Source organism: Paraburkholderia panacisoli, from assembly GCF_008369935.1.
In the GTDB taxonomy this organism is placed as follows: domain Bacteria; phylum Pseudomonadota; class Gammaproteobacteria; order Burkholderiales; family Burkholderiaceae; genus Paraburkholderia; species Paraburkholderia panacisoli.
Map to the genome: position 1 here is coordinate 1 of NZ_VTUZ01000157.1, position 1,030 is coordinate 1,030.

Annotated in this window: 2 protein-coding genes; both read left to right on the top strand. The window is 60.8% G+C overall.

Annotation, left to right across the window (positions count from 1 at the left end; all coding sequences use genetic code 11):
* The first annotated feature begins 133 nt into the window (after nucleotides 1-133).
* Nucleotides 134-640 (top strand): 2,4'-dihydroxyacetophenone dioxygenase family protein, encoded by a 507-nt coding sequence (locus tag FVF58_RS51120; RefSeq protein WP_149676999.1) that lies wholly within the window; start codon nucleotides 134-136, stop codon nucleotides 638-640.
* A gap of 50 nt (nucleotides 641-690) precedes the next feature.
* Nucleotides 691-1,030, top strand: a 340-nt coding sequence (locus FVF58_RS51125) for an alpha/beta fold hydrolase (protein WP_149677000.1), incomplete at its 3' end; no start/stop codon positions are given.

Below are 1,030 nucleotides of genomic sequence, written 5' to 3' on the forward strand. Positions count from 1 at the left end.
TGGCGCGTAAAGTACAAAATCGGGCGGTACGGGTCAAGTTCCGACGGATGACTTGCGATTGAATAGGGACTGGAGATTGCGCACGGTTCACGCTGCGCACGCCCATCCCTCAACACAATCGGAGACTCATTCCATGAACGCAGAAGCTACGCAAGCCCTCAACGATGTTTCCGCGATCGACACGGTCCATATCGCCGGAAACGCCACGCCGTGGATTCCTTTCGCGCCGATCAACGACAAGATTCTGCTCAAATACTTCAAAATCAACCCCGTCACGGGCGAAGTGGTTTTGCTCATGAAGGCGGCCAAAGGCGAAGGCGCACATATTCATCGCCATACCGGCACGGTGATGGTCTACACACTCAGCGGTCGCTGGAAATACGACCAGCACGATTGGATCGCGCAAGCCGGCGATTTCGTTTTTGAGCCGTCGGAGTCATCACACTCGTTCACGAATCTCTCCGACGACGACAATGGTATGGCGCTCGTGGTGTCGACCGGTGAGCTTCACTTCCTCGACGAAGACGGCAAGGTCACGTTCGTCGAGACGTGGCGCACGGCTTTGAGCCGCTATCAGGACTACTGCAAAGCCAATGAGTTGCCCGAGATCGACCTGATCGGCTGCCAGGGCGGCCGCTAAGCGACGTCGACGGGCATGATCCACGCATCTGCCTCACGGAGATCACGTCGATGACCCACCTGGCACTCTCCGCACCGCTGCCGTGCCTGGAGGCGCTGACACTGGCCTGCGGGCCACATACCCACACAGCTCTGGCCGCAGGGCCGCGGAGCGGGGCGTGCGTTCTCCTGCTGCATGGGTGGCCGGAATTTGCCGACTGTTGGCGCGAGATTCTGGCCGCGCTCGGCGCAGCAGGCTACCGGGCAGTCGCTGTGGATCAGCGCGGCTACGCTGAGAACGCCCGGCCAAGGGACATTGCGTCCTACGCAGCCGGGCATCTCCAGTCGGACGCCCTGGCATTCGCCAATCAACTGGGCGCGGGACGCTTCCATCTGATTGCCCACGACTGGG